This is a genomic window from Erwinia sp. BNK-24-b, assembly GCF_047456155.1.
GTDB classification, from domain to species: domain Bacteria; phylum Pseudomonadota; class Gammaproteobacteria; order Enterobacterales; family Enterobacteriaceae; genus Erwinia; species Erwinia phyllosphaerae.
Genome location: NZ_CP179901.1, coordinates 2,598,131 through 2,619,903, shown reverse-complemented (window position 1 = coordinate 2,619,903; position 21,773 = coordinate 2,598,131). Strand labels below are relative to the sequence as shown.

Annotated in this window: 16 protein-coding genes; 9 read left to right on the top strand and 7 right to left on the bottom strand. The window is 59.4% G+C overall.

The window, feature by feature from the left end:
• The 6 genes from ACMGGR_RS11775 to ACMGGR_RS11750 form a co-directional block, all read right to left on the bottom strand.
• Window positions 1-774, bottom strand: a complete 774-nt coding sequence (locus ACMGGR_RS11775; RefSeq protein WP_246759065.1) for a PP2C family protein-serine/threonine phosphatase — start codon at window positions 772-774, stop codon at window positions 1-3.
• Window positions 771-1,934, bottom strand: coding sequence for a type VI secretion system-associated FHA domain protein TagH (gene tagH / locus ACMGGR_RS11770; RefSeq protein WP_414146953.1), 1,164 nt, complete (start codon window positions 1,932-1,934; stop codon window positions 771-773). Before tagH ends, ACMGGR_RS11775 begins: the two co-directional genes overlap by 4 nt.
• A gap of 35 nt (window positions 1,935-1,969) precedes the next feature.
• Window positions 1,970-2,668, bottom strand: coding sequence for a type VI secretion system-associated protein TagF (gene tagF, locus ACMGGR_RS11765; protein WP_246759068.1), 699 nt, complete (start codon window positions 2,666-2,668; stop codon window positions 1,970-1,972).
• A gap of 17 nt (window positions 2,669-2,685) precedes the next feature.
• The gene (gene tssM, locus ACMGGR_RS11760; protein ID WP_246759069.1) at window positions 2,686-4,794 is read right to left on the bottom strand and encodes a type VI secretion system membrane subunit TssM; all 2,109 of its coding nucleotides are present in this window, start codon (window positions 4,792-4,794) and stop codon (window positions 2,686-2,688) included.
• On the bottom strand, window positions 4,794-6,008 hold the full coding sequence (icmH, locus tag ACMGGR_RS11755; protein ID WP_414146952.1) for a type IVB secretion system protein IcmH/DotU: 1,215 nt from the start codon (window positions 6,006-6,008) through the stop codon (window positions 4,794-4,796). The genes tssM and icmH overlap by 1 nt, the downstream gene beginning before the upstream one ends.
• A gap of 79 nt (window positions 6,009-6,087) precedes the next feature.
• Complete coding sequence (locus tag ACMGGR_RS11750) at window positions 6,088-6,615, bottom strand: SH3 domain-containing protein (protein ID WP_246759071.1); 528 nt, start codon at window positions 6,613-6,615, stop codon at window positions 6,088-6,090.
• 284 nt (window positions 6,616-6,899) lie between these two features.
• Here ACMGGR_RS11750 and ACMGGR_RS11745 point away from each other — a divergent pair, with 284 nt between their 5' ends.
• The 7 genes from ACMGGR_RS11745 (at window position 6,900) to cobA (ending at window position 18,960) form a co-directional block, all read left to right on the top strand.
• The gene (locus ACMGGR_RS11745; RefSeq protein ID WP_414146951.1) at window positions 6,900-8,183 is read left to right on the top strand and encodes a nitrate- and nitrite sensing domain-containing protein; all 1,284 of its coding nucleotides are present in this window, start codon (window positions 6,900-6,902) and stop codon (window positions 8,181-8,183) included.
• A 325-nt stretch (window positions 8,184-8,508) separates the two neighbouring features.
• Window positions 8,509-9,756 (top strand): CmpA/NrtA family ABC transporter substrate-binding protein, encoded by a 1,248-nt coding sequence (locus tag ACMGGR_RS11740; protein ID WP_414146950.1) that lies wholly within the window; start codon window positions 8,509-8,511, stop codon window positions 9,754-9,756.
• On the top strand, window positions 9,753-10,640 hold the full coding sequence (ntrB, locus tag ACMGGR_RS11735) for a nitrate ABC transporter permease (protein ID WP_414146949.1): 888 nt from the start codon (window positions 9,753-9,755) through the stop codon (window positions 10,638-10,640). The genes ACMGGR_RS11740 and ntrB overlap by 4 nt, the downstream gene beginning before the upstream one ends.
• The gene (locus ACMGGR_RS11730; protein ID WP_414146948.1) at window positions 10,640-11,419 is read left to right on the top strand and encodes an ABC transporter ATP-binding protein; all 780 of its coding nucleotides are present in this window, start codon (window positions 10,640-10,642) and stop codon (window positions 11,417-11,419) included. The genes ntrB and ACMGGR_RS11730 overlap by 1 nt, the downstream gene beginning before the upstream one ends.
• 10 nt (window positions 11,420-11,429) lie before the next feature.
• A complete protein-coding gene (gene nirB / locus ACMGGR_RS11725; RefSeq protein ID WP_414146947.1) occupies window positions 11,430-15,497 on the top strand; it encodes a nitrite reductase large subunit NirB in 4,068 nt (1,355 codons plus the stop codon).
• Window positions 15,494-18,109, top strand: coding sequence for a molybdopterin-dependent oxidoreductase (locus ACMGGR_RS11720; protein ID WP_414146946.1), 2,616 nt, complete (start codon window positions 15,494-15,496; stop codon window positions 18,107-18,109). Before nirB ends, ACMGGR_RS11720 begins: the two co-directional genes overlap by 4 nt.
• A gap of 2 nt (window positions 18,110-18,111) precedes the next feature.
• Window positions 18,112-18,960, top strand: a complete 849-nt coding sequence (gene cobA, locus ACMGGR_RS11715) for a uroporphyrinogen-III C-methyltransferase (RefSeq protein ID WP_414146945.1) — start codon at window positions 18,112-18,114, stop codon at window positions 18,958-18,960.
• Here cobA and ACMGGR_RS11710 read toward each other — a convergent pair.
• Window positions 18,876-19,667, bottom strand: coding sequence for a DeoR/GlpR family DNA-binding transcription regulator (locus tag ACMGGR_RS11710; protein WP_246759073.1), 792 nt, complete (start codon window positions 19,665-19,667; stop codon window positions 18,876-18,878). The two genes, cobA and ACMGGR_RS11710, sit on opposite strands and share 85 nt — an antisense overlap.
• A gap of 377 nt (window positions 19,668-20,044) precedes the next feature.
• Here ACMGGR_RS11710 and ACMGGR_RS11705 point away from each other — a divergent pair, with 377 nt between their 5' ends.
• Window positions 20,045-20,851 (top strand): transketolase, encoded by an 807-nt coding sequence (locus ACMGGR_RS11705; RefSeq protein WP_246759300.1) that lies wholly within the window; start codon window positions 20,045-20,047, stop codon window positions 20,849-20,851.
• On the top strand, window positions 20,851-21,765 hold the full coding sequence (locus ACMGGR_RS11700; RefSeq protein WP_414146944.1) for a transketolase family protein: 915 nt from the start codon (window positions 20,851-20,853) through the stop codon (window positions 21,763-21,765). The genes ACMGGR_RS11705 and ACMGGR_RS11700 overlap by 1 nt, the downstream gene beginning before the upstream one ends.
• Window positions 21,766-21,773 lie beyond the last annotated feature (8 nt).

The following is a 21,773-nucleotide window of genomic DNA, read 5'->3' as shown; positions in this document are numbered from 1 at the left end:
TTAATCACGCGATGGGAGAAAGCGAGTAGAGTCCGCCATCGATTGTAACAGGGTAGTATCCTGCGGTGAGCCAACCCATACGGCCACCGCGCTTAAATTGTCGTTCGGGTCGCTGCGGCAAATCGCTTTCTGCATCAGCGCCAGCCACTCCTGCGGCGAACTGACCATGCGCAAAGCCTGTTCCATTTCGCTCGCCTTCAGGCTGCACCAGAAGCCGTCCGTACAGACCAGAAAAGCGTCGCCATCTTCCAGCGGCGTCACTTCACTGTAGCTGGCGGACTGCACAACCTCCGTACCGAGTGCATTATAGAGTAAGTTGCTGTTAATGCCGGAATTATCTACGCCGGCCTCTTTTAACTGCTGGGCCAGGCTGTGATCGCTGGTCACGGCATGAATAAAGCCGCGGCGGAAGTGGTAAATGCGGCTGTCGCCCGCGTGCGCCCACCAGGCCAGCTGGCGATCGCGGTCAATAAACAGGGCCGCCAGCGTGGTACTCATCTGCTTAAAATTCAGATTTTTCTTCTGCGCCTGGCGAATCGCTTCTTGTGCCTGTTCTATCAGGCTTTTGCTGTCGCAGGGCGTAAAAGGGCGATCGTCTATCTTTTCCATCAGCACGTCACGGGCAATGCGGGCTGCCTCGCCGCCACCGGCCGTGCCGGCCACCCCATCGCAAACCAGAAAGCAGGCGCAATGGTCGCCAGCCCATGCGCCGGTTTCATCCTGATTGCTCTCACGAGCGCCCGTCTGCGACGTGGCGGCATAATTTATCTTCATTCTTGTTCCGGTCTGATTTGTGAATCCTTGTACTGATTCACTTCCATGTCATAGGCCTGGAGAAAAGCATCACCGAAAAGAGTGTGAAAATCGTCCTCTATTTCGCCTGACGTGTTCTGATAATGACGTAAGAAATAGTCCCACAGGGCGGCTTTTTTTACGGGTTTCAGGCCTATCCGTGGCAGATTGCCGTCGCGGCGTGCGTGGTCTTCCAGCCGCTGCGGATTAAAAGATTGCAGCATGGCCGCGATGATGGCGCGAATACCGGCAATCATGCCCAGCTGATGCGCCTGCAAGTCAACCAGCGCGTCGCGTACCGCCTGCTCCGGCGGCATAAAGCCAGGCATCTGGCTCTGATAAATCTGCATCAGCACCGTTTTGCCGGAAGGCAGGATCTTAAACGGGTTATTGGCCTCGTTAAGGATCATAGTCATCTCGGCCTTCACGCCGCGCTTGAGAATCGATCTTGATGAAAGCAGGGCAACGGTTCCCTGAGAAAAAAGGCTCAGCATTCTGCCGGTGATGCGCATCTGCTCTTCGGTAAAAGGCGGCTTACCCGGCCCGCTTTCCAGCCCCATGCCTTCCATCAGCGCCGCCAGCAGCCGCTGCTCGTTTCCTTCGTCGGCGGTCTTTTCTGCATGAGGAAGCTCGCGGGCGACGGGATCGATATCTAAACGGGCGTCGCTCTGCCGGTTTTGCGGCTGGCGTACGTGTGCCGCTTCTCGCTCCGGCGGCGGCGTGATAATCGGCATCTGCTCATTAAGGATGCCTAAAGGATCTTCCGGCAAATGCTGATTTTTGCCAAACAGCGCCAGCGGGTCGACGTCGCTAAACGCGGCTTCCTGCTTGCGAGTCGGGTCGCTGACCGCAATTTGATAATCGCCGATACCCAGCATATCGCCATGCTGCAGCAAAATTTGCTTACCGCGCGCCAGCGGCGCATGGTTATGTAAAACCGCAATCACGCTGCCGTGATTGGTCAGGCGGCATTCGCCATTCCCGGCAACGTGAACCACGGCCTGCAGGCGGGAAATGGCACGTTCGCTGTCCGGCAGAACCAGATCGTTATCAACGCTACGTCCTATGGTGCCGCCGGGCGGCACAAAGTCACGGGTCGTCACGGGCGCGTCGGTTTTACTCTCAATTATGGTAAATCGCATGCGCTTTTCCTGAAAGCCGGGGCCATAAAATAACCCTATTCAAACATGGGTGGATAGAGTCCATGTCGACCCGGCTGCGCGACGGCGGCCGGATCGAATAGCTGTGAAAATAGCTGCGCGGTCAGATTACCGCTGTGTTTATGGCTGGCTAAAGGATAGCCGTCGCTCTGGTTAGTCCACCAGTAGCTGGTATAGCGCATCGGGTCGAAGCGGCTGGCCACCTCATGCCAGGCCAGCGTACAGGGAAGATCCTGATAGCCGATAACATCCATGATATCTGAACGCCCGGTGTCGGGCTGGGAAAGCGGCGGCAGGTTCAGCAGCGCCTGCTCCAGCTGGGTGGGCGTCAGGGTTTTGGTCACGGCCTGGTAAAGCGTGTCGCCCAGCGCCTGAAACCAGTCGCCCGAGACGGCCAACTGCGCCGGATGCCAGTGGCTGACCGGCACGCTCTGTAGCGCCAGCAAAGGCCAGCTGCGGCCAACGCGATCGCGCGACGGCAGCAGGCAGCCAATCTGCACGCGCTGCACGCCAAGCGTCGCGGGCAGCGCAAAATTCCAGACCGGCGCACGGCTGAAAAGCTCACTGACTCCGTCGCCATGCTGATACCAGTGCGATAAACCCAGCTGAAACCAGTTTGACCAGCTGGCAACCACGCGCTCAGGGATGCGGCGCTGCAAAAAATCGCCGGTACCCGGCAGCTTGCCGTACCAACCCAGCTCATTTTTTTCCGGCATGATAATGACCCTTCCGGCTAGTTAGTCGTGACCTGAGACGACGGAGCAAAAACAGCGGCCGTTTTGCCGACGGCGTGGGCATTATTCAGATCGAGCGCCATTTTTCTCATGATCAACGTATTATCACGGGCAAACGGCGACGTCTGGATCTGCCTGTCCAGCAGCTGGCTCAGATGCCAGTCAAGCTGCTGAAGCTGTCGGGTCGTTACGCTGGCGGGCAGCGTACGCTGTAAATTCTGCATCACCCATCCACGTAAAAATTCACCATCATAGCTGCGCGGCTGATAGAGCATCTGGTAGGCGCGCAGAGCATTACGGCTGAAATCACTGTCTTCGCCTTTATCATTACGCAAGGTCTGCGTGATGTTTTGCGCGACGCGCGGCAGCAGCAAAGTTTTCAGCGCATTCTGATAAAAGCCCTGCGCGGCCGCGTTAATCTGGTCGCCGCGGTAAAGACCCGCACGCATGCTTAACGGCGGATCTTCCAGCGAAAAGCTGTCGCTCTGCGGCAGGGCCACCAGACTATTTAAGAAGGGTAGCAGATCCAGGATGCTCCCGTTGTTGTTACGCAACAGCTTCTGCGCCTGCTGGTCTACCGGCGGCAAACGATCGGCAACCTGCTGCAAATAGTGCTGATTTTTATAATAGCTGGTACTCCAGAGAAGCGTTGCCAGCAGCAAGGCCAGTCCCACAGACGCGTAGCCCGTCCAGTGTAAAAGACGGTTGCGGCGCTCCCAGAGCCTGTCGCTGCCCGCCAGGCCGCTTTCCTGAAAAATCAGATCGCTGAGCAGGGAATGGATAAAATAACTCTGGCCTTTATTGGCCGGGATTGGCGCATTGCGGTGCACGGTATCCCAGCTGGCAATCGAGTGGCTGGACGCCAGCGGCAGCTGTAGCTTGCGCGTCAGCTCGCCCATGATGCGGTCAAAAGGTAACCCTTCTTGCGTGCCGCTGGTGAAAAACAGCCCGCGCGCCGCCCAGGGCATTTCACCTTTTTCCGGTTTAAAAACGATATCGAGATATTCAGCCAGCAGCGGACGCAAGGAGGCGAACTCCTGCGGAAAAAGAAAGCAGTCGGCGCGCTGGGTTAAATCGTTTTCCTTCGCCATCTTAACGGATAAGTCGTTTTGCAGACGCAGCGACAGTTCGCGGAACTGCTGGTCAAACAGCGCGGCCGTAGAGACTTCGCTGGCGCTGTCCGTGCTCCAGGGAAAGGTAAATCCCCAGATACGGTCGCGCTGGCTTTTATCCAGCGTGCCGTTATAACTCATAAAGCCCTTCAGCAGATCGGTTTTGGTCACCATGACATAGACCGGAAAATGGATGCCGGTTTGCTGATGTAGCTCCGCCATGCGGCTGCGCAGGGATTTGGCCTGGGCGATACGAACATCGGCGGAGTCGCTTAACAGATCCGCCACGCTGATAGTCATAATGACGCCGTTAATCGGCTGGCGGGCGCGATAGCGCTTCAGCAGCTGGATAAACGCCTGCCATTCGCTGGCGTCTCTGGCCCGCTGGCTTTCCTGTAGGGTATAGCGTCCCGCAGTGTCCAGCAGCACGGCCTCGTTGGTAAACCACCAGTCGCAGTGGCGCGTGCCGCCCACGCCGCGCAGGGCGCTTCTGCCCAGCGTTTCGCCAAGCGGAAACTCCAGTCCGGAATTAATCAGGGCCGTGGTTTTTCCTGCGCCCGGCGCGCCGACGATGATGTACCAGGGCAGCTGGTAAAGATACTGGGAGCTGAAACGCTGTAGCCAGCCACGCTGCCGTTTCTGGCGCTGGCCGGGAAAATGGGTCTTTTTCAGCAGCGTGGCCGCTTCGCTGAACAGCGCGCTGAGCAACTCTTCCGCCGCCGCCTGTTCAGCATGCTCGACGCTAAACTGCTGGAGATTATTCAGGAGCTTGTTGTTAAACCAGGCGCGATAGAGCTGTGGGATCAGCTGGAACAGGATCCACAAAAAGTAGCACAGGCCGATAGCTATCTGACGGTTGATGCTGCTTTCCAGCCAGTGAATGTCGTTGATCGACAGCAGCGGACCGGCAATCCAGATCAGCGCGCTGAACGCGGTTATGCCAAGAAAGCCCCACAGCAGGCGGCTGGAAAACAGGGTAGTAAATATGGAAGACATCAGGATTTCCCCGCGCTGGATTGCACTTCAGGGGCCGGGAACAGGATAATTTCAACCCGGCGGTTGCGCGCCCGGTTTTCGCTGCTGTCGTTAGGCAACAGAGGATTGCTATCGCCACGGCCCTCGCTGCGGATCAAATGGCCCGGCTCCAGCATTTGCTGACGCATCAGTGCGCTGATGCTGTGGGCCTGGGCAAGCGAATATTCATAGTTAGAAGCAAAATGCGCAAAGCGCACGGGCCGGTTATCGGTGTAAACGCTGACCAGCACGGTGCCTTTGATATTGTCCATGGCCGCCGAAACGCGGGTAACGATCGCCCGGCCTTCGGGCAGCAGATCGCTGCCCGAAGGGCCAAAAAGCTTGTCGGCGGCGATAATAACCTTGCTGCCGTTAGCGCCATCCGCCACGTCAAGCTGGCGCGCGGCGATCAGATCGTCCAGCCTTTGCCGCAGATCCAGCAGCGCCTGAGCGGAGCTGCTGCGGGAAATTTCATTGCCCGGCAGCGGCGTTTGCCAGATGGCGCGTAGCAGCGGCTCGGCAGCGTTGCCCAGCCGCCAGTTAAGGCCGGAGTAAATCAGGCAGGCGATAAAGGCGGCAACCGCAATGCTGGCCCACAGCGGCACCGGCGGGCGCCACAGCAGATGCTGGCTGGCCGGCGAGAGCGGCTGCGGCTGCGGCATCTGCGGCTGTTCACCTCGGGTATCCGCAATCAGCTGGGCCAGCCGCGTCCTGATGGCGTCACGCTGCAGCCGACCTTGTTCAACCGCACGATAGCGTCCCTCATAACCTAACAGCAGGCAATAATGGATGAGCTCGAGCAGCCACAAATGCTGAACCGGCGTCTGGGAGATGCGTGACAGCAGCTGGAAAACCTTTTCGCCACCCCAGCTTTCGTTATGGAACGTAACCAGTAAGCCATTGCCGGACCAGACGCCACGCGTACCCCACGGCGTTTGCGCCGCCGCTTCATCCAGCACGCTGCACAGGCAGTAGCGCGCGCCGATAATCATATCGAACGGCAAACCGGCCTGTTTGCAACGGGCTTCAAACTGACGGATCTCGTCAACCAGCTGTTGACGCAGGCCAGCGGGATCGTCATGCGTTGCCGCCAGGCGGATCTGCACGATTGCATTCAGCAAAGGCGCAGCCGCAACAAGCAACGGGTTTTCCTGGCTGACAAAGACAGGCGTGTCAGCATGGTGTTCCAGGGTCATCAGGCTTTACTTTCTCAGCTTTATGGCGTCTGGCAGGCAGGCGCTGGGCGTTCTCATCGGAGGTTTAGCCTTCACGGGCCTATTCCAGAATCCAGGTGGCCGTATCGTTATTACGGCAGGCTTTGCTCTGGCCGCCTACGTCAACGCAGACTTTCTTTGTCTTGCGCGGACGAGGGCGATCGCTGCGCAGCGTCGCGTCGTAGAGATCGCTTTTTACGCCCGCTTTAAAAGGCACATAGCCAATCAGCTGTGGCGATTTTTGCGCGTCCGGCTGCTGGTCCGCTGACGGCTCGGCTTCTGCCTCGGCAATAGCCAGCCAGTGATTTTCTACTTCGCCCAGCACCATAAACGGCTTGCCGTTTTCCAGATAGCGCACGACCTTACCGCCAAAGTCCGGGCTGGTCATAACGGAAGCGTTGTACAGCGCGCGATAGGTTTCATTGACGGGCGTAAAAGATTGCGGCGCATGCACGGCGTGGCGATGCGTTAGCGCTACGCCATCCACGTTGGACGTAACCAGGGTATCATCCGTCACCGGAGGAGCCGGAGCCTTGCAGGCTGACAGCGTGAGGACTGCCAGCAGGGTTAACGCGATGCTTGTTTTCACATTGATCCTCGTGAATATCGTCAGTGGGGACAGCGAAATTCCACTCTTTATGTCCTGAGCGCCTCAGGGCGGTGATGACATAAAAATCATTCTGTTTTACAGAAAGATAAAATTTGTATTTAGTCTACATGACGCTTTTGAGAATGGGAACAATTGCGATAGTCCTCGCAACATGTTATTAACGCGACGCGCCCGCAGGCGGCCTTACATTCCCTTAACAGTTTAGCGGAACAATCTGCACGAATTTTGCTTGTTCTCTTTTTTCTGTTCTGCAAGGAGCAAGCATGACGTGCGCTATTCCCTCTGCCTTTAGCTGGCTGCTGGCCTCGCGACGGTGCGAGTTAGCCGGATTAAAAAAGCTGCTGCACACTGGCGAAATGACGGCGGCCCTGAGCCAGCTGATCCATGAACTACAGCGCGAGCGCGGAGCCAGCAATATCTGGATCTGCTCGCAAGGCAGCCTGTTTGGCAAAGAGCTACCCGACCGGGAGCGTCAGGTTGGCAAAGCGATAGCACAGTTTATCGCCAGATTGCCGCCTCTGCCGCAGCAGGAGGCGTCTGACGCCGGGCAAAGCCGCTTATGCAATCGTATTGCCGCCGCGCTGCATGGCCTGGAGGCGTTACCCGCGCTACGACAACAGATACAGCAGCTGCAGCTTAACCATGCGGAGGCAATGGCGCGCTTTAGCCAGATTATTCGCCACTTGCTTAATCTGGGGTTTGAAACCATCGACAGCGCCAGCGATCCCGGCGTGGCCAGAAACCTGGTGGCGATGTTCAGCTTTATGCAGGGAAAAGAGCTGGCTGGCCAGGAGCGGGCGGTAGGGTCTGCGGGCTATGCTGCGGGCGCTTTCACCGTCGCGCAAAGCGAAGAGATGGTGGCGCTGATCGCGGCCCAGGAGCGCTGCTTTGCCAGCTTCAGCCGCTTTGCCGGAGCAGAGATGGTGCAGCGCTGGCGGCAGATTGAAGAAGAAAGCGGCGACATCGAACGCCTGCGGCGCATTGCCTGCACGCGCGGCGTCTCCGCGACGGCAGACAGCGGACTGGCGCCCGGCTGGTATCAGTTGATGACCCAACGCATCGATAAGCTAAAAGAGCTGGAAGACCGGCTGGCGCAGCAGCTTATGCAGCGCTGCCGGGAAAGTATCCGGCTGGCGGAATCCCCGGCCGACCAGCCGGACACGCTGGAACAGCAGCTGGCGCGGTTTGATAACGATCCGGCCTGGAGCGTCTATGTTGCCGGACGCGATGCGCTACAGCAGGAGATGCAGGCGCTGGATACGGAAGGGCTGACGCCGCAGCTGGGCCGTTTTGTGCTGGGGCTGGTGCAGGAGCAGGCCCAGCGGCTGCAAACTCAGGACAGCGAGCTGGCCGCCATGCGCGCCACGCTACAGGACCGCAAACAGATCGATCGTGCGAAAGCCCTGCTGATGCAGCATCACGGCCTGAGTGAAGAGCAGGCCTGGCAAAGCCTGCGTAAAATGGCGATGGATCAGAACCGCCGCATGGCGGATATCGCCAGCGCGCTGCTCTCCGTAGCGGCTGTTTTTTCGCCTGGTCCCGGATAAGTAGCTGCACAAAGGTTGTGCGTACTCTGCCTCACTATAGGGCATGAAAGCCTCTTCAGGCAGACTGAGATGCCGTTAACAACATGACCCGGGCTGCATCCTAAACGTTAAATTTTTTCCGTCACGTCGCGTCTTAAGCCGCACGCGCCGGTTTTGCTACCGTACTGCTGGCGTGATGACTCTTTTCTGGCACGCTCATTGCACTAGTTTCCAGACATAGCGCGCTTATCGGCCAACGGCGGCAGATAAGCGCTTCGGATAAAGGCGTCCAGCCGCATGCTTCGTGCATGTCGGCCGGACGCCTTTTTTGTTTTCTGGAGGCCAGATGAGCAAACCTGCTTTTCCGCTGACCCGACGTCGATTCCTGGCCGGTAGCGCGCTGCTGGGCGGCAGTCTTTTGCTGCCGGGGATGAGCGCCTGGGCGGGCGGCACGGATAGCCCGCAGAAGAAAAGCCTGCGCGTGGGATTTATCCCCTTAACGGACTGCGCGCCACTGGTGATTGCCGCGGTAAAAGGTTTTGATATAAAGCACGGCATTAAGCTGGAATTAAGCAAGGAAGCCAGCTGGGCAGCGGTACGCGATAAGTTAACTTCGGGCGAGCTGGATGCGGCGCATGCCCTTTACGGCATGATCTATGGTCTGCAGCTTGGCGTGGCCGGACGCCGGCACGAAATGGCGAACTTAATGACGCTGAACCAGAACGGCCAGGCCATTACGCTCTCCCGTCAGCTGGCGGGCGTCACCGACGGCGAGAGTTTGCGGCGCAGCGTTTCCGCTTCACCAGCCGGAACTTATACCTTTGCCCACACTTTTCCCACCAGCACGCACGCCATGTGGCTTTATTACTGGCTGGCCAGCGTTGGCATCGATCCCATCCGGGATATCCGTACGCTGGTGGTGCCGCCACCGCAGATGGTGATGAATATGAAAATCGGCAGCCTGAGCGGTTACTGCGTGGGCGAACCCTGGAACCAGCGCGCTATTGCTACCGGCGTGGGTTTTACTGCCGCAACCTCACAGCAAATCTGGCCGGATCATCCGGAAAAAATCCTCGCTACCCGCGCACAGTGGGTGACAGAAAACCCTGACAGCGCGCGTGCGCTGATCGCTGCGGTGCTGGAAGCCTGCCGCTGGATCGACGCCGCCGAAAAAAACCGTCAAGAGACGGCGCAGATTATTGCCGGACGCGCTTATCTCAATACCGCGCCCGACATTATCGAAGGCCGCATGCTGGGCCACTATGAGAACGGCCTGGGAAAACGCTGGCAGGACGCGCACGCCATGCGTTTTTTCGGCGATGGGGCCGTGAATTTTCCCTGGCTTTCCGACGGTATGTGGTTTTTGACGCAGCAAAAGCGCTGGGGACTGCTGAAAGAAGCACCGGATTACCTGGCCGTCGCCCGTCAGATCAACCGTATCGATATCTACCGCGACGCCGCTTTAGCGGCGGGCGTTGCCTTGCCCACCAGCGAAATGCGCAGCAGCACGCTGCTGGATGGCAAGGTCTGGGACGGCACGGATCCCGCGCGCTATGCCGACAGTTTTGCCATTCACTCCGGAGGTAAAAAATGAAAAATCAGGCTCACATTGTCCCGCTGACGGCGCAAACCGTGCCGACCGAGGCGGAAGTTATCACGCTGAAAACGCCAAAAAAACGGTCGCCGGGCAGATTGCGTCCCGTGGTGCAGCAGCTGTTTCCGGCGGCCTGCGGTATCGCGCTGCTGCTGCTGATCTGGCAAATCGCCTCGCTAAACCGCGCGGATTTTCCCGGACCGTTCGCGACAGGCCAGGCGGCGCTGGACATTTTTGCCCATCCCTTTTACTACAACGGGCCGAACGACCAGGGGATCGGCTGGAACATTCTTGCCTCGCTACAGCGGGTCGGCACCGGGTTTCTGTTGGCCGCGCTGGTAGGCATTCCCGGCGGTTTTCTGCTGGGGCGTTCACTGTTTCTGAGCCGCATGTTTAATCCGATTATCGCACTGCTGCGCCCGGTCAGTCCGCTGGCCTGGCTGCCTGTCGGTCTGCTCCTGTTCCAGCGTGCAGAGCCGGCTTCCTGCTGGACGATTTTTATCTGCTCAATCTGGCCGATGCTCATCAATACCGCCGAGGGCGTCAGGGGCGTGCCGCAGGACTATCTCAACGTGGCGCGCGTCCTGAAGCTCCCGGAAATCACCATCATGCGCAAAATTCTGTTTCCTGCCGTGCTGCCGGCAATCATGACCGGCGTCAGGCTGTCGATCAGTACGGCGTGGCTGGTGATCGTGGCGGCAGAAATGCTGACCGGCGGCATGGGCATCGGTTACTGGATCTGGAACGAATGGAACAACCTCAACGTAGAACACATCCTGATCGCCATCGGCGTGATTGGCATCGTCGGCCTGCTGCTGGAACAGGCGCTGCTGCTGCTGGCGCGCCAGTTTAGCTGGCAGAGCGGCCGCAAGGAGGAAAAATAATGACGCCCGTTATCGCTATCCAACAGGTCAGCCAGCGTTTTCGTACGGCGCAGGGTGAGTTCCTGGCGCTCGACAACGTCAGCCTGGCTATCGCCCCGGGCGAAACCATCAGCCTGATCGGCCATTCCGGCTGCGGTAAATCCACGCTGTTAAACCTGATTGCCGGACTGACGCTGCCGACCCAGGGCGTGCTGCTGTGCGACAACCGCGAAATCGCCGGGCCAGGGCCGGAAAGGGCCGTTGTGTTTCAGAACCATTCGCTGCTGCCCTGGCTGACGGCGCGTGACAACGTGGCGCTGGCTGTCGATCAGGTCTTTAAACAGCAGAGCCGGGCAGAGCGGCGTGACTGGGTCGATCACAACCTGGCGCTGGTGCAGATGAGCCACGCGGCGGACAAGCGCCCCGACGAGCTGTCAGGCGGTATGAAGCAGCGGGTGGGGATTGCGCGCGCGCTGGCGATGAAGCCGCGGGTGTTATTGATGGACGAGCCTTTTGGTGCGCTGGATGCGCTGACGCGGGCGCATTTGCAGGATGCGGTGATGGCCATCCAGCACAAGCTGAATACCACCATTGTGATGATCACCCATGACGTGGATGAGGCGGTGCTGCTTTCGGACCGCGTGGTGATGATGACCAACGGGCCTGCCGCGAGGATTGGTGAAATTTTGTCGGTCGATCTGCCGCGCCAGCGATCGCGCGTCGCGCTGGCGAACGATGCCCATTACCACCAGTTACGCCAGCAAATCCTGCATTTCCTGTACGAAAAGCAGGCGGCGTAAGGAGCGCGCTATGGCAGAGCATCTGGTGGTGATCGGCAACGGCATGGCGGCGATGCGCACGGTGGAAACGCTGTGGCAGCTGGCACCGACGCGCTATCGCATTACAGTAATCGGCCGCGAACCCTGGGGTAACTATAACCGCATTATGCTTTCGCCCGTCCTGAGCGGGGAAAAGACGTTTGCGCAAACGCTGCTGCATCCGCCTGCATGGTATCAGCAGCGTGATATTACGTTGCTGAGTGACGAACCGGCGCTGTCGCTGCACCTCCAGAGCCGTACGGTCATCACTGCTCGTCGCCATTTGCAGTGGGATCACCTGCTGCTGGCGACCGGATCGCGCCCCGTCATACCCAGGGTGCCGGGCAGCGATCTGCCGCACGTGATCGGTTTTCGCACGCTGGCGGATGTGGAACAGATGCTTGGCAGCGATGGCCCGGTAGTGGTTGTCGGCGGTGGGCTGTTAGGTATTGAAGCGGCGGCAGCGCTGCGGCTGCGTGGCCGCGAAGTCACGTTACTGCATCGTAACGGCTGGCTGATGGACAGGCAGCTGGACAGTCAGGCTGGCGAACTGCTGCTGACGGAGCTGCAACAGCGCGGCGTGGTTTGCCGGTTAAAGGCACAGCTGTCGGCCATCACGGCCAGCACGGTCGAGCTGAACGACGGCAGCCGTCTGCCAGCGGCCTGCGTCATCATGGCTATCGGTGTCGCGCCAGATATCTCGCTGGCGCAGGAAGCGGGCATGGCGTGCGGGCGTGGTGTGCTAATCAACCGTCAGTGCCAGACCCGCAGCCCCACTATCAGCGCGGTTGGGGAATGCGGTGAAATCGACGGCGAAACCTGGGGGCTGCTGGCTCCCTGCCTGGCGCAGGCGAAGGTACTGGCGCACCGTCTGGCCGGAGAGCCCATCGCCGATTTTTACACCGAAGAAACAGGCACCCGCCTGAAGGTCACGGGCGTCTCCGTGTTCAGCGCGGGCGACCTGCGTGATGCTCCCGACTGTCAGTCCGCTTACGCCCTCGATCCGCTAAGCGGCGACTACCGCCGTCTGATCCTCGCTGACGGCAGATTAAAAGGCATCCTGCTGTATGGCGATGTCAGCGACGGCGAAACCCTATTGCAGAAGATGCGCGACGGCCAGCAGGTTTGCGCGCGCGCGCTGCTGGATCCTGAAACCGCAACGCAGCCAGAGGCTGCAGGAAAACAGAGCATGAGCAAACCTACATTAGTTGTCGTGGGCCACGGTATGGTCAGCCACCATTTTCTTGAGCAGCTGGTTGCCAGCGGTCAGCATCTGAAATTTCACATCGTTGTGTATGGTGAAGAGCGGCATGTCGCCTACGACCGCGTCCATCTCTCCGAATACTTTGCCGGAAAAGGCCACGCCGAACTGTCGCTGGTGACGGACAATTTTTTTGCTGAACACGGTATTGAGCTGCGTAGCCACTGCCCGATTGTGGCTATCGACCGACAGCGCCGCTGCGTGCGCGAGGCTAACGGACACGAGATGGCCTGGGACAAGCTGGTTCTGGCGACCGGATCTTACGCCTTTGTCCCGCCGATCCCCGGCAACGACGCCGCAGGCTGCTTTGTCTATCGCACGCTGGACGATCTGGATGCCATTGCCGCCAGAGCGCAGACGGCCAGTAAAGGCGTGGTGATTGGCGGCGGCTTACTGGGGCTGGAGGCCGCCAACGCGCTCAAACAGCTTGGACTGGAAACCGCGGTGGTCGAGTTTGCGCCGCGCCTGATGGCGGTACAGCTGGACGACGGTGGCGCAAGCATGCTGCGCCATAAAATCGAAGCGCTGGGCGTTGCGGTGCATACCAGCAAAGCGACCGAGTGCATCACGCCGCAGCCGGACGGTGCGCTGCGGCTTGATTTTGCCGACGGCAGCACGCTGACTACCGATCTGCTGCTGTTTTCTGCCGGTATCCGCCCGCGCGACCAGCTTGCCGCCGAAGCTGGCCTGACGCTGGGGCCGCGTGGCGGCATCGTCGTCGACGATAGCTGTGCCACGTCCGATGCCGATATCTATGCTATCGGGGAATGCGCATTGTGGAACGGGCAAATCTTCGGCCTGGTGGCACCCGGGTATCAAATGGCAAGGGTACTGGCGGCGACGCTGGCAGGGGAAGCAGGCGCATTCACCGGCGCGGACATTAGTACCAAACTCAAACTGCTGGGCGTAGAAGTTGCCTCTTTCGGCGACGCGCACGGGCGTACAGCGGGCAGTCAAAGCTACTTCTGGATGAATGAGCCTCAGGAGATCTACAAAAAAATCGTGGTTTCCGGCGATAAAAAACGGCTGCTGGGCGGCGTGCTGGTTGGCGACAGCAGCGAATACAGCACGCTGTTACAGATGATGCTCAACGCGATGGCGCTGCCGAACGCGCCCGAATCTTTGATTCTTCCCGGCACGGTGCCAGCCAAAGCGCCCGGCGTAGCGGCCTTGCCGAACAGCGCCCAGGTCTGCTCCTGCCATAACGTTAGCAAAGGCGATATCTGCTCGGCGGTTACGGCGGGCTGCGGCGATATGAGTGCGCTAAAAAGCTGCACCAAAGCGGCTACCGGCTGCGGCGGCTGCGCGGCGCTGGTGAAGCAGGTGATGGAGTTCCAGCTCGCCAGCCAAGGTGTAGAAGTTAAAAAAGATATATGCGAACACTTCGCCTGGTCTCGCCAGGAGCTGTATCACCTGATCCGCACCCAGGAAATTAAAACTTTTGACCAGCTGCTGGCAAAACATGGTAAAGGGATAGGCTGTGAAATCTGCAAGCCGCTGGCGGCATCGCTGCTGGCTTCGTGCTGGAACGACTATCTGCTGAAGCCGCAGCATCTGCCTTTGCAGGATACCAACGACCGCTATTTTGCCAATATCCAGAAAGACGGCACCTATTCGGTTGTGCCGCGCGTGCCGGCGGGTGAAATCACGCCGGCAGGGCTGATCGCTATTGGCCAGGTAGCCGACCGTTACGGTCTTTACTGCAAAATTACTGGCGGCCAGCGTATCGATCTGTTTGGTGCCCGGCTGGATCAGCTTCCCGTCATCTGGCAGGAGCTGCTGGCAGCGGGGTTCGAAACGGGTCACGCCTACGGCAAGTCGCTGCGCACGGTGAAATCCTGCGTTGGCTCAACGTGGTGCCGCTATGGCGTGCAGGATTCAACCCGTTTCGCGATAGAGCTGGAAGAGCGCTATAAGGGTCTGCGTGCGCCGCACAAAATTAAAATGGCGGTTTCAGGCTGCACCCGCGAGTGCGCCGAGGCGCAGAGCAAAGATATCGGCGTCATCGCCACGGAAAAAGGCTGGAACCTGTATGTCTGCGGCAACGGGGGCATGAAACCACGCCATGCCGATCTTTTCGCCAGCGATCTTGATGACGCCACGCTAATCCGCTACGTCGACAGGCTGCTGATGTTTTACGTGCGCACGGCAGACCGTCTGCAGCGTACCAGCGTCTGGATGGATAATCTGGAAGGTGGGCTGGACTATCTGCGGCAGGTAGTGATGGAAGATTCGCTGGGAATTGCGGCTGAACTGGAGCAGGAAATGGCTCGCGTGGTGGCAAGCTATCAGTGCGAATGGCAGACCACGCTGGCCAATCCTGACCGGCTGGCGCTGTTCCGCGCCACGTTAAACAGTGACCGGCCGGATGAGAGCGTGCATTTTCATCAGGTGCGGGGCCAGATTGCCCCCGCCTCTGTACCGCTGCCGACGACCAGTGCGCAAGAGCAGCCCTGGACGGAAATCTGCCGCCTTGAGGATATCCCACCGCAGGCAGGGATCGGCGCGCGGCTGGGTCAGCAGCGTATAGCCCTGTTCCGCCTGCACGATAAGGTTTATGCGCTGGATGACAACGAGCCGGGAACCACGGCCTGCGTGCTGTCACGCGGCATCCTGGGCGACAGCGCCGGAGACCCCATCGTTATCTCGCCGCTCTATAAACAGCGTTTTCGCCTGCGTGACGGCAAAGCGCCGGACGGCAGTGGCCCGGCGGTACGCAGCTGGCCGGTAAAAATAGCCAACGGCAAAGTGTGGGTCGCCACTCTGCAACCCGCGCTGGCCGAGCCGGTGGCGTTATGAAAACAACCTGTCCTTACTGTGGCGTAGGCTGCGGCGTGGAAGTCACCCGGCAGGAACAGGGCGGCTATCAGGTAGCCGGTGACAAGGCGCATCCAGCCAATTTCGGACGGCTGTGCGTAAAAGGCTCCGCGCTGGGCGAAACGCTGACGCCGCAGGGCAGGTTACTGCATCCGCAGGTAGACGGGCAGCAGGTCAGCTGGGAAACGGCGCTGGATGAAGTGGCTGCGCGGCTGCAACAGACTATCCGCGAATACGGGCCGCAGGCGGTGGCTTTTTACGCCTCCGGCCAGCTGCTGACGGAGGATTATTACGTTGCTAATAAGCTGATGAAAGGCTTTTTGGGCGTGGCAAATATCGATACCAATTCGCGCCTGTGTATGGCTTCGGCAGTAGTGGGCTACAAGCGGGCGCTGGGGGCCGATGCGGTGCCGTGCTGCTATGACGATCTTCAGCAGACCGGGCTGGCAATCGTGACCGGCTCCAATATGGCGTGGGCGCATCCGGTAGCGTATCAGCGGCTGGTGCAGGCGAAAAAAGCCAACCCGGCGCTTAAGGTGGTGGTTATCGATCCACGGCGGACGGCAACCTGTGACGTGGCCGATTATCATCTGGCGCTAAAACCCGGTAGTGATGCCGCCCTTTTCGCCGGTCTGCTTAACTGGCTGGCGCAGCAAGCGGGTATAAACGCTGCTATGCGGCCGCAGCTGGTGGGGCTTGACGAGGCGCTCAGCAGCGCCGCCGACTGGACGCCGGAAGCGGTGGCGGCGTTCTGCCAGCTCAGCGTGGCGGAAGTACGCCACTTCTATCGCCTGTTTACGACAACGCAGGAAGTGCTGACGCTCTACTGTATGGGCATCAACCAGTCCACCAGCGGCAGTGATAAATGCAATGCCATTATTAACGTTCATCTTGCCAGCGGCAAAATCGGCAGGCCGGGCAGCGGGCCCTTTTCGCTGACCGGGCAGCCAAACGCAATGGGCGGCCGGGAAGTGGGCGGGCTGGCCAATCAGCTGGCGGCTCATATGGGCTTCAGCGAAGCGGAGGTCGATCGGCTACGGCGGTTCTGGGGCAGCGCAAGGGTAGCCGACAGCGCCGGATTGAAAGCCGTCGATCTTTTCCAGGCGATGGGCCGCGGCGAAATCAAGGCCGTATGGATTATGGCTACCAATCCCGCCGTTTCTCTGCCGGACAGCGAGGCGGTGGCGCAGGCGCTGCGGCACTGTCCGCTGGTGATCGTTTCCGACGTCTGCGCGCAGACTGATACCACGCTACTGGCCGATATTCTGCTACCTGCGCAGGGCTGGGGCGAAAAGAACGGCACCGTCACCAACTCCGAGCGGCGCATCTCCCGGCAGCGCGCTTTCGTTGCGCCAGCCGGAGAAGCGCGGCCAGACTGGTGGATGCTGGCGCAGGTGGCGCAGCGGCTGGGCTTCGCCGGCGCCTTTGACTGGCAGCATCCGGCAGAAATTTTTCGCGAGCACGCCGCGCTTTCCGGCTTTGAAAATGACGGCAGCCGCGCTTTTGATATCAGCGGGCTGGCGACGATAAGTAACCAGCAGTGGGACACCCTGTCGCCGATCCAGTGGCCGGTTAATCAACGCTTTCCCGAGGGCTGCGCCAGATTATTTACCGACCGCCGCTTTTACCATGCCGACGGCAAAGCGCGGATGCTGGCTGTCCGGCCACGTCTGCCGATAGCGCAGCCTTCTGCCCGTTATCCCCTTATTGCCAATACCGGCCGCATCCGCGATCAGTGGCACACCATGACGCGCACCGGCCATGTTCCGCGTCTGATGCAGCATGCAGGTGAACCTTTTTGTGCCGTTCACCCGCAGGATGCGGTGCTTTATGGCGTGAGCGAAGGTGACCTGGTGCGGGTACAGTCTGCGCAGGGCTGGCTGGCCTGCCGCGCAAAGCTGGATGCGGGACAGCAGCCGGGCACGCTGTTTTTGCCGATGCACTGGAACCGGCAGTTTTGCAGCCAGGCGAACGTTGACGCGCTGGTCGCGCCCGAGGTTTGTCCCGAATCTGGTCAGCCGGAGAGCAAGCAAACGGCGGTGAGAATTAGCCGCTGGGAACATGACTGGCAGGCAACGCTGTGGCTGAAAGAGCATTGCCGTCCCGACGGCCTGAGCTGGTGGACAAAAATCCCGGAAGCGGGCGCGACGCGCTATCAGCTGGCCGGAAAGGGTGCGGCGCGGCGCTGGCTGGAACAGCAGGCGTTTATAGCGAGGCTACAGCTTCAGGTTGCTGAATCCGAAGATTATTTCCATCTGCTTGGCTGGAAAAATGGCCAACTGGCGGTCGCTTTTTTCGGCGGCAGGGCGGCGATCTGCGACGCCGAGGCCGTGGCGCACGCCTTTTGCTCGCCACCCGCCACGGCAGCCGCGCGATTTAATCTGCTGGCGGGACGTGCGGCCACCAGCAGCCGGGGCAAAACGATTTGCAGCTGCTTTGGCGTTGGCGAAAACCAGATCCTGGCCGCTATCGGCGAAGGCTGCCATAGCGCGGCCGCCCTGGGTGAAAAGCTTAAGTGCGGCACCAACTGCGGCTCCTGTATTCCTGAATTAACCCAGCTGATCGCGCGTGAGCGGTCAGCCAGCGCGAGGTAACTATGACAAATATTCTTCCTGCTCTCGACAAACTCCTGGCGCCGGTCAGCCAGCAGGCTAAAGGCTGCGTCTGGCTAACCGGTGCCGGCCCGGGCGATGCGGATCTGCTGACGGTAAAAGCGCTGCGCCTGATTAGCGGAGCCGAAGTGGTGGTTTACGATCGGCTGGTCAGTGAAGAGATTATGGCGCTGATCCCGGAGACGGCGCTTTGTATTGACGTGGGTAAAAGTCCGGGCTGCCGGGCGATGGAGCAGGAGCAGATCAACCAGCTGTTGATCGATCTGGCCGACGCCGGAAAACAGGTTGTGCGTCTGAAAGGGGGCGATCCCTTTATTTTTGGCCGCGGCGGCGAAGAGATGCTGGCGCTAAAAGAGGCGGGCATTGTCTGCCATATCGTGCCGGGCATTACCGCCGCGACAGGCTGCGCTGCCGCGACGGGCATTCCGCTGACGCACCGCGGGCTGGCGCAGTCGGTGCGGTTTATTACCGGACACGGCAAAGAGGGCTTGCCGGCGTTCGACTGGCAAAGCCTGTGTGACGCCCGGCAGACGCTGGTTTTTTATATGGGGCTGACATGGAGCGCGGCATTAAGCGCGGGGCTGGTAGCGCATGGCCGCAGCGCAGATACGCCAGCGGCCATTATCGAGCGCGGCACGCGGGCCAGCCAGCGCGTAACGGTGACTTCTCTGGGCCAGCTTGCCGCCACGGTAGAGCGCGAGCGGCCACAGTCACCCGCCCTGCTAATTGTGGGCGAGGTCGTTGCGCTTTACGACGCGACTAATACATTGACGCCCAGCGCTTCGAACGCGGCGACGGCCTGCGCAGAGATGCCGCTGTCGGTAATCAAATAGTGGATATTGCTCCAGTCACAGGGCAGAGCGAACATCGACACCTTGTCGATTTTGCTGGAGTCGGCCACCACGTAGACGGTGCTGGCCGATTTAATCATCGCCGTTTTAACTTTGATATCGGTTTCGCTGGGAAAGCTCAGCCCCAGCCTGGGTGAAATACAGGCCGTCGCCAGAAAGAGCTTCTGCGCCAGCACGTTTTCAAAAAAGCTGGCGGCCTTTTCGCCGGAAGTGGAGAGCGTCGGAAACTTAAAGGTGCCGCCGGTCAGCAGGATATTAATACCCGGCTCGCCACCCAGCTTTAGCGCGATATTCACCGCCGTGGTGACCACCGACAGCCTGCGAATATGTCCCAGATACTCGGCGATAGCGGTGGTTGTGGTGCCGGAATCGAAAATTACGGTATCCCCATTTTCGATATGCGTAGCCGCCAGCCGGCCAATCGCGGCCTTCTGCTCCAGATGCGTTTGTCGCTCCAGCTGTAGCGCGCCGGTATTTTGCTTGCCGGTCATCAGCGTTGCGCCGCCATGATAACGCTGTACAAATCCTTCCTTTTGCAGCACGCGTAAATCGGTGCGAATGGTAGCTTCCGTCAAATCAAAGGCTTCGGTCAGCTTTTTAACCGTCACGGTGCCATCTTCACGGATCATTTCCAGAATTTTTTCACGTCGCTGTTGCATATCCGCCAGCTGCTCACTTTTGCTTTTCAACCGCTACTCTCCCTTCGCTTTTTTCTGCGTTTCAGCCCGTTTCAGCGCTCTGTTTACCGCAAATAGTAACCCTGGTTGCAGCCGAATGCGAATTTCGCTATGGCGCACTGATTTTCGAATAAAAGTCAAAAGAGCGTATATGACAATCTTTTTTTAAGGCGACGATCCGCTTCCTGACGAAGCTTTTTAATAATATGCTGATTTTATTTACTTTTTATTAAGATCGTTCTTTCCCATTTAAAAGATCGCTTTTGTTTGAAGTTTGAACTGCGCCACATTATGCTTCTTATCGATAGTATATATTTTTATTCGAAAACCAATGTCGCAGGCCGTTAGCCAAAAGCGGACCTGTCACGCGACCCGGAGCTGAGGTAATGATGGATTTTCAGGCAATCAAACAGACAGCGCGCCAGGCCCGGCGTTATGTTCTGCAAATGAATCATCGGGCTGGCAAGGGCCATACGGGTGCCGATCTTTCCGAGGTAGATATCATCTGCACGCTGTTTATGGGCGTCATGGACTGCGGGGCGGCCAGGCCGGATCGGGATCGTTTTATTCTCTCCAAGGGGCACGGCGCGGGCGGACTTTACTGCTGCGCGGCGGCAATGGGCATGATCCAGCCGGAGGTGTTAACGCAGTTTATGGGCGACGACACGCTGCTGGCCGGGCATCCCATCCGGCAGAAGCTACCGGAGCTGGTGGAGATTAACTCGGGCGGTCTGGGACACGGCCTGCCGATTGCGGTAGGGCTGGCGCTGGGCAACCGCCTTGCCGGGCTGGCGCATCGGCGCGTCTTTGTGCTGCTGGGCGACGGCGAGCTGGCGGAGGGATCCAACTGGGAGGCGGCCATGTCCGCCAGCAAGTTCAAACTCGATAATCTGATTGCCATTGTTGACCGTAACCGCCTGCAGCTGGCGGGCAAAACGGAAGACATTATGCCGCTGGAGCCGCTGGCGGATAAGTGGCGGGCCTTTGGTTTTGAGGTGCTGGAGTGTGACGGCCACGATCCGCAGGCAATAGCCGGTGCGGTCAACCAGCCCGGCAGCGGCAAGCCTCGGGTGATCCTGGCCAATACCGAAAAAGGCCACGGCATCTCCTTTATGGCTAACGTCCCGGCCTGGCACCATGCCGTGCCTGACGATCAACAGCTGGCTCAGGGGCTGGCGGAACTGGAGGAACAGTAATGCAAGACTTACGCGACGCCGTTATCGCCACGCTGCTTGCAGAGCAGCAGAAAGGCGCAAATCTTAGCGTGATGGTGGCTGACTCCACCTCTACATCAAAAATCGCGCCGTTTGAAAAAGCGTTTCCACAGCGCGTGATCAACGTCGGCATTGCCGAACAGAACATGGTGGGCATGGCAGCGGGCGTGTCGCTCAGCGGCAGCACGGTCTTTACCGCCAACGCCGCGCCTTTTCTGTTTGCCCGCGCCAACGAGCAGGTAAAAAACGATGTCTGCTACACCGACACCAACGTCAAAATGCTGGGTCTGAACGCCGGGTTTGCCTATGGTCCGCTTGGTGCAACGCACCACTGCACCAACGATATCGCCATTGCCCGCACCTTTGGCAATCTACAGGTTTTTGCCCCGGCCGATGCCGTGCAGGCCAGCGCCGTGACCCGTCACGCTATCTATCATCCTGGCCCGGTTTATATCCGGATGGACAGCGACAAGCTGCCGCTGCTGCACGATGAAAGCTGGCGCTTTGTCCCCGGCAAGCCGGAGGTGTTACAGCAGGGCGAAGAGACGGTGGTGTTCTGCCTGGGCACGCTGGCCCACGAGGCGCTGGCAACCGAAGAAAAAGGGATGACGGTGGTGTCGCTGCCGTCTCTGTGGCCGCTGGACGAGGCGGCGGTGGTCAAGCTGATCGCCAGCCACCGTCAGGTCATCACCATGGAAGAACACACGCTAAGCGGCGGGCTGGCCAGCATTATCGGCGAGCTGATGCACAAGCATGCGCTGCACCAGCGCTTTATTCCGCTGGGCATTCCCGCTTACGCCTTTACCCACAGCAGCTCCAGAGCCGCGCTGCGCCGCCAGTTCAATATTGATGCGCAAGGGTTGCTTGCCGCATTACAACAGACCGTTGCTGCCTGAGGAGGCAA